The organism is Streptomyces africanus (genome assembly GCF_002150735.1).
In the GTDB taxonomy this organism is placed as follows: domain Bacteria; phylum Actinomycetota; class Actinomycetes; order Streptomycetales; family Streptomycetaceae; genus Streptomyces; species Streptomyces africanus.
This window is the reverse complement of sequence record NZ_MUKA01000258.1, coordinates 1-6,295: the sequence shown is the minus strand read 5'-3', so window position 1 is coordinate 6,295 and position 6,295 is coordinate 1. Positions and strand designations below refer to the sequence as shown.

7 protein-coding genes and 1 pseudogene are annotated in these 6,295 nt (G+C 72.2%); 3 read left to right on the top strand and 5 right to left on the bottom strand.

Features of this window, described 5'->3' with window-relative positions:
• The first annotated feature begins 113 nt into the window (after nt 1–113).
• The gene (locus CCL05_RS29305) at nt 114–596 is read left to right on the top strand and encodes a methylated-DNA--[protein]-cysteine S-methyltransferase (RefSeq protein WP_086563649.1); all 483 of its coding nucleotides are present in this window, start codon (nt 114–116) and stop codon (nt 594–596) included.
• A gap of 22 nt (nt 597–618) precedes the next feature.
• A pseudogene (locus CCL05_RS29300) lies at nt 619–1,040 on the top strand (VOC family protein); the annotation flags it as partial.
• Here the strand turns inward: CCL05_RS29300 and CCL05_RS29295 are convergent.
• From CCL05_RS29295 to CCL05_RS29280, 4 genes are all read right to left on the bottom strand, one after another.
• A complete protein-coding gene (locus CCL05_RS29295; protein ID WP_086563648.1) occupies nt 1,000–1,755 on the bottom strand; it encodes an SIR2 family NAD-dependent protein deacylase in 756 nt (251 codons plus the stop codon). The pseudogene CCL05_RS29300 and the gene CCL05_RS29295 overlap by 41 nt on opposite strands.
• Before the next feature lie 81 nt (nt 1,756–1,836).
• Complete coding sequence (locus CCL05_RS29290; RefSeq protein ID WP_086563646.1) at nt 1,837–2,331, bottom strand: NUDIX domain-containing protein; 495 nt, start codon at nt 2,329–2,331, stop codon at nt 1,837–1,839.
• Nucleotides 2,332–2,359: 28 nt separating this feature from the next.
• Complete coding sequence (locus tag CCL05_RS29285) at nt 2,360–2,812, bottom strand: hypothetical protein (protein ID WP_086563644.1); 453 nt, start codon at nt 2,810–2,812, stop codon at nt 2,360–2,362.
• 182 nt (nt 2,813–2,994) lie between these two features.
• Nucleotides 2,995–4,068, bottom strand: a complete 1,074-nt coding sequence (locus CCL05_RS29280; RefSeq protein WP_086563643.1) for an ADP-ribosylglycohydrolase family protein — start codon at nt 4,066–4,068, stop codon at nt 2,995–2,997.
• 263 nt (nt 4,069–4,331) lie between these two features.
• Here CCL05_RS29280 and CCL05_RS29275 point away from each other — a divergent pair, with 263 nt between their 5' ends.
• Nucleotides 4,332–5,450: a glycerate kinase gene (locus CCL05_RS29275; RefSeq protein WP_086563641.1), complete on the top strand. Its 1,119-nt coding sequence runs from the start codon at nt 4,332–4,334 to the stop codon at nt 5,448–5,450.
• A 4-nt stretch (nt 5,451–5,454) separates the two neighbouring features.
• On the opposite strand, the gene CCL05_RS29270 is transcribed toward CCL05_RS29275, so the two are convergent.
• On the bottom strand, nt 5,455–6,295 hold an 841-nt coding region (locus CCL05_RS29270), incomplete at its 5' end, for an alpha/beta fold hydrolase (protein WP_086563639.1).

The following is a 6,295-nucleotide window of genomic DNA, read 5'->3' as shown; positions in this document are numbered from 1 at the left end:
CCGCCCTCACCGCCCGCGCGGCGGCCTGGCGCCCCTGGCGGGCCTACGCGGTCCAGTACCTCTGGGCGACCGACAGCCACCCCATCAACTTCCTACCGGTATAGGGACGTTCCATGAAGCACCACACCGTGACCGACAGCCCCTACGGCCCCCTCACCCTCGTCGCCGACGACGGTGTCCTGTGCGGCCTCTACATGACCGGCCAGCGTCACCGCCCGCCGGAGGAGACCTTCGGCACCCGCGACGACACCCTGTTCGCGCGGGCGGAGGAACAACTGAAGGCCTACTTCGCGGGAGAGCTCAAGCAGTTCACCGTCGAACTCCGCCTGACCGGCACGCCGTTCCAGCGTGCCGTCTGGGACCAGCTCCGGCGCATCCCCTACGGCGAGACCCGCACCTACGGCCAACTCGCCGACGCCCTCGGCACCCCCACGGCCTCCCGCGCGGTCGGCCTCGCCAACGGCCGCAACCCCGTCGGCGTCATCGTCCCCTGCCACCGCGTCATCGGCGCGAACGGGAGCCTGACGGGGTATGGGGGCGGCCTGGACCGCAAGCAGCGCCTGCTGGACTTCGAGCGGGGAGCCGCACTCTTCTAGGCCCGCGGCTGGTCAAATGTGACTCCTCGACTTCTACACGGCCCTCGGCTTCGAGGTGACGTTCGAACAGCGCAGCCCCAACCCGTACGCGGTCGTGGAACGCGGCGGCTTCGAGCTCCAGTTCTTCGCGATGAAGCACTACGAACCGCGACCGACTCGATCAGCACCCACGCGTCGCTCCTGGCGGACTCCAAGGGGGACGCGGTGGGCGCCGCCAAGGTCGTCGACCGTGTCCTGCGTCTGACGGACGAGACGCCGACGCCCGTACAGCTGCTTCAGCTCCTCGTGCTGCGCGCGGACATCGCGGGACGACTCGGCGACGAGGAGACGGCGGCGACCGCCCTCGCCCGGGCCGCCGCGCTCCGCCTCACCGACGCCGAGCGCGACCAGGGCCACGACGCACTCACGCGCCTGGAGGACCTGTGGGCGGCCCGTCATCCGTGAGGCCGCGCAGCAACTCCGGCAGCGCCGTGCCGATGGGCTCGCGGACGATCTCGTCGGCACGGTCGTCGTACGGCGTCGGCTCGGCGTTGACGATGATCAGGCGGGCGCCGTGATCGGCGGCGACACCGGCGAGACCGGCGGCGGGCTGGACCTGGAGGCTCGTGCCGACGGCGACGAACACCTGGCAGGCCTTGCTGATGGCGGCCGCCTCGCCGAGGACGACGGGGTCGAGCCGCTCGCCGAACATCACCGTCGCCGACTTCAGGACGCCGCCGCACTCCAGGCACGGCGGGTCGTCCTCACCGGCCTCGACCCGGGCGAGGACGTCCTCCATCGGGCCGCGGGCGTGGCATCCGGTACAGACGACACTCCGGGCGGTGCCGTGCAGTTCGAGGACCTTGCGGTCGGGCATCCCGGCGAGCTGGTGCAGCCCGTCCACGTTCTGCGTGATCACCCGGACGGGTACCCCGGACCGCTCCAGTTCGGCCACCGCCCGGTGCGCGGCGTTGGGCTCCGCCTGAAGGGCCCGGTTCTCGCGCCGCATCCGCCAGGAGCGGCGGCGGATCTCCGGGTCGCCCATGTAGTACTCGTACGTGACGAGCTTCTCGGCCTCCGGATCCCGCCGCCAGAGCCCGTTCGGCCCGCGGTAGTCCGGGATCCCGGAGTCCGTGCTGATACCGGCACCGGTGAGGAGCGCGACGAGGGGCTTGGCCATGTCCCCGAGGGTAGGCCGGGCCGTACGACGCCTGCGAGCGGTTATCGAACGGGATCCCGGCGGGTGAACGGGCGGGGCCGGTCAGGACACCCGGTGCCCGTTCTCCAGCTCCGCCGTGCCCGAGCCGTCCGCCAGCACGTCCAGGCCGGCCAGGACACGGCGGCCGAGGGCGCCCGGGAGATACTCGGCCAGCTCCTCGCGCGGGACCAGCCGCCAGGAGAGCAGTTCCTCCTCCTGGAGCCGGATCGCCTTGAACTCGTCCTCGCCGAGCACCCCGCCGTCGTACAGATACGCCACCAGCGGCGGACGCCCCGGGCCGTGCACCCAGTCCACCGCCAGCAGCCGGCCGAGCTCGCGGTCCAGCCCGATCTCCTCCGCCGTCTCGCGCCGCGCGCCCTGCCGCGGCGTCTCGCCGTCGTCGGACTCGATCGTGCCGCCGGGCAGCGCCCAGCCCTCGCGGTAGTTGGGCTCGACGAGCAGCACCCGGCCCTCGCCGTCCCGGAACAGCGCGGCGGCTCCGGCCAGGACGCGGGGCAGGGACGCGATGTAGGCGGCGAAGTCAGAAGAGGTCGTCATGGGGGCAGGGTAGCCACCCGGTGACGGCTCAGCCGCAGGGGAAGACGTAGCTGGACTTGTAGTTGATGTAGAGGCTGCTGGAGGACGAGCCCATCTTGGCGGTCACCGGGGCGCAGGCGAAGCTGGAGACGTACACCGGGCCCGCGTATTCGCTGAAGGTGCCCGTGTCGGGGTCGCAGGCCGTGCCGTCCACCTTGCAGATCTGCACGGACATGTACTGCGCCCGGCCGACGTTGTTGTCGAGAATGACGCAGCCCTTGCTGCCGTTCTCGTAGGCGAAGAGCATCGCCTTGCGCAGGTCGGGGTCGACGCCGAGGGGCAGCGGGACCGTCTTGCGCAGCGTGTAGCCGGCGCCGCATACGGTGGCGGAGGCGGAGGCCGGGGACTGCTCTGCGGCCACGGCCCCCGGCGCGGTGAGCACGGCGGCGGTCAGGACGGTCGCGGTGGCGGTGGCACGCAGGGCGGTTCTGAGACGAGACATGAGGAGCAAACGCTTTCTGTCGGGCGCGAGGGCGCGGACCAGGTGACTGGAAATGATCAAATGGGTCAATGGCCAGATCACCTTACGTTTGGTTTTGATCGACATAGTCGGACCATGGACACGTGGCCGGAAACAGCCGCTCGGGCACCCCGTCCGGCCGGGGAATGGCCGGTTCGATCCGGTCAGAGCTGGTGCTCGGCCAGCCGCAGTGTCCGCTCCGCCAGCTCGCTGATCCGCACCCCGTCGAAGCCGAACACCGCGCTGCGGACCGTGTCCTCCAGCGGAACCGTCCACTGCTGCGGAATGGCCGCCGCCCCGCCGAGAACCCCGGCCACCGACCCCGCCGTCGCACCGTTGGAGTCGGTGTCCAGGCCGCCGCGCACGGTCAGGGCGATGGTGCGGGTGAAGTCGCCGTCGCCGTAGAGCAGGCCGGCGGTGAGGACGGCGGCGTTCGGGACGGTGTGGATCCAGCCCATCCCGGCCGTCTCCTCGGTGAGCGTGGTGAGCGTGTCCTCCCAGGACATCCGGGTGTCGTGCAGGGAGACGACCCGGCGCACCGTGCGGGCCAGCCGACTGCTCGCCGGGATCACGGCCAGCGCCTCCTCGATCGCGTGCCGCACGGTGGGCGCCGTGAACGCCGCGGCGATCAGCGCCGCCGCCCACATCGCCCCGTAGACCCCGTTGCCGGTGTGCGACAGCACCGCGTCCCGCCGCGCCAGCGAAGCGGCCCGGCGCGGCAGGCCCGGGCAGGTCCAGCCGTGGATGTCGGCCCTGATCAGCGCCCCGATCCACTCCTGGTACGGATTGTCGTACGTCGCCGTCAGCGGCGGTTTGAGCCCGTTCGCGAGGTTGCGGTACGCGGCCCGCTCGGCGGTGAACGTCTGCAGGTACGGCAGGCGCAGCAGCCACAGGTCGCCGACCTGCTCGGTGCTGAAGCCGAAGCCGTGGGTCTCCAGCAGGTCCAGGCCGAGGATCGCGTAGTCGACGTCGTCGTCACGGCAACTGCCGTGGATACGGCCGCGTACGCACTGGCGCCATTCGGGGCGCAGCTCGAAGCCGTCGTGTTCGGTGATCGGTTCGGGGAGGTAGTCGGTCAGCGGCAGGGCGGCGGCCTGGCGGAGGTAGCGGTCGATGCGGTCGCGGGTCCAGACCTCGCCCTGCTCGACCGGCTTGCCGAGCATGTTGCCCGCGATGCGGCCCTGCCAGCCGCCGAGGATGCGGTCGGGGAGGTCTGTCCGGGTGTGCGCTGGGGGCATGGTTATGGTCTACCCGTTTTCGGTGCGCCGGAGGGGCGGGGGACTGCGGTGTGCTCGCGGCTGCCGGTACGTCGTGGTTGGGCGCGCAGTTCCCCGCGCCCCTGAGGGCCTCGGTCCACGGGGTGGGCAAGAGCTGACGGGCGGGGCGTGCTGCGGTTAAGGTCGCTGCGGCGCGACTGGCCCTGACGTGCGTGAGGGCCCGGAGAGCAAGGGGAGTGCAAGTGGCGGACGCTGCAGTGAGCGATACCCGGAAGGCACGGCGGGTGCTCGTCGCCGCGGACAAGTTCAAGGGATCGCTGACGGCCGTGGAGGTGGCCGAGCGGGTGACGGCCGGGCTGCGCCGGGCCGTACCGGACCTGGAGGTCGAGGCGCTGCCCGTGGCCGACGGCGGTGACGGAACCGTGGCCGCGGCGGTCGCGGCCGGGTTCGAGCGCCGGGAGGTACGGGTCGCCGGTCCGCTCGGCGACGAGGTGACGGCGGCGTTCGCGCTGCGCGAGGGCACCGCGGTCGTGGAGATGGCCGAGGCGAGCGGACTCCAGCGGCTGCCCGCCGGGGTCTTCGCCCCGCTCACGGCCTCCACGTACGGCTCCGGCGAGCTGCTGCGGGCCGCGCTGGACGCGGGCGCCCGCACGATCGTCTTCGGCGTCGGCGGCAGCGCCACCACGGACGGCGGCGCCGGAATGCTGTCCGCGCTGGGCGCGCGCTTCCTGGACGGGCACGGCGAGCCGGTACCCCCGGGCGGCGCCGGACTCGCCGACCTGGCCACCGCCGACCTCTCGGCCCTCGACCCGCGCCTGTCGGAGGTCGAACTGGTCCTCGCGAGCGACGTGGACAACCCGCTGACCGGACCGAAGGGCGCGCCCGCGGTCTACGGCCCGCAGAAGGGCGCCTCACCGGACGACGTGGCGGCCCTGGACGCCGCCCTCGCGCACTTCGCGAAGGTGCTGGAGGAGTCGGCCGGACCGAAGGCCGCCGCGTACGCCGCCTCGCCGGGCGCGGGCGCGGCGGGCGGCATCGGCTACGGCGCCCTGCTGCTCGGCGCCCGTTTCCGCGCCGGCATCGAGGTCATGCTCGACGTCCTGGGCTTCGCCCCCGCCCTGGACCGTGCCGATCTGGTGATCACCGGCGAGGGCTCCCTCGACGAACAGACCCTCCACGGCAAGGCCCCGGCGGGCGTCGCCGCGGCGGCCCGGGCGGCGGGCAAGGAGGTCGTCGCGGTCTGCGGCCGCCTGGCCCTGTCCCCTCAGGCACTGGGCCGGGCCGGTTTCCGCCGGGTCTACCCCCTGACGGACGCGGAGCCCGACGTGGCGAAGTGCATCGCCGAGGCGGGGCCGATCCTGGAGCGGGTGGCGGAGCGGATCGGGCGGGACTTCCTGACCTGAGCCGTCACGGCAGGGGTGTCAGCTCACCGTCCGGGTCCCTGAAGTAGCTGCCGCCGCCGAGGCCCTCCACCTTGCCGTTCTTGAACCACTGCTTCGACATGTGGTGCACGGTCTTGGCGGTGCGCTCCCACACCAGGGAGTGGCCTGCTCCGGCGAGGCAGAACATCAGCTTCTGGGGACCCTGGACGGCCGCGTAGAGGGCCGGCACGGAGAAGCGGATGGGGTCGGGGAAGGTCGCGGGGCTGTTGGCGGTCCGGTCCTGCTCCCCGTAGATGATGAGTACGGGAACCCGTTGGCCGAGGACGCGTGTGCCAACCGGGTTCTCGTGCGGCACCGTCTGGTTGTTCCAGCCCCACCAGTAGGTGTTCCGGTACCGCAGGATGCCCTCGTACTCACCCGGTGCCACTTCGGGGCCCCACTTGCTGCCGAGGGGATCGTTCTCCATGCAGGCCTCCCAGGCGAGGTCCACGATGTCGGGCTCCCGCAGTGCGGGGTTGCCGTCCAGCCCCGTCCTGAACCCTGTCTTGGTGCCGACGAGCATCGGGAAGCCCCAGGTGAGGGCCGGCGTGGACACGGGCAGCGTCTGGGCCTCGGCCGGGCGTCCGAAGGGGGCGGCGGGGTTGCCCGACCACCGTCCCTTGGGCGGAAAGACGGGGGCGAGCAGGAGCAGGCTCTCGACGTTGTCGGGGTGCTGGAGGACGTAGGAGCCCATGATGGCCGCGCCCAGGGAATAGCCGATGAAACGGATCGGCTTGTTCCTGCCGGGCAGGCCCCTGATGAACTTGACGACCGCGTCCAGCTCCGCCCACTCACTCTCCGAGTTCCCCAGCTGGTGCGGGTACGGG

Excerpts from the sequence above, each read along its gene's own strand:
- CCL05_RS29305 (WP_086563649.1), top strand. The coding sequence starts at position 114 with ATGAAGCACCACACCGTGACCGACAGCCCCTACGGCCCCCTCACCCTC.
- CCL05_RS29280 (WP_086563643.1), bottom strand. The coding sequence starts at position 4,068 with ATGCCCCCAGCGCACACCCGGACAGACCTCCCCGACCGCATCCTCGGC.
- CCL05_RS29295 (WP_086563648.1), bottom strand. The coding sequence starts at position 1,755 with ATGGCCAAGCCCCTCGTCGCGCTCCTCACCGGTGCCGGTATCAGCACG.
- CCL05_RS29290 (WP_086563646.1), bottom strand. The coding sequence starts at position 2,331 with ATGACGACCTCTTCTGACTTCGCCGCCTACATCGCGTCCCTGCCCCGC.
- CCL05_RS29285 (WP_086563644.1), bottom strand. The coding sequence starts at position 2,812 with ATGTCTCGTCTCAGAACCGCCCTGCGTGCCACCGCCACCGCGACCGTC.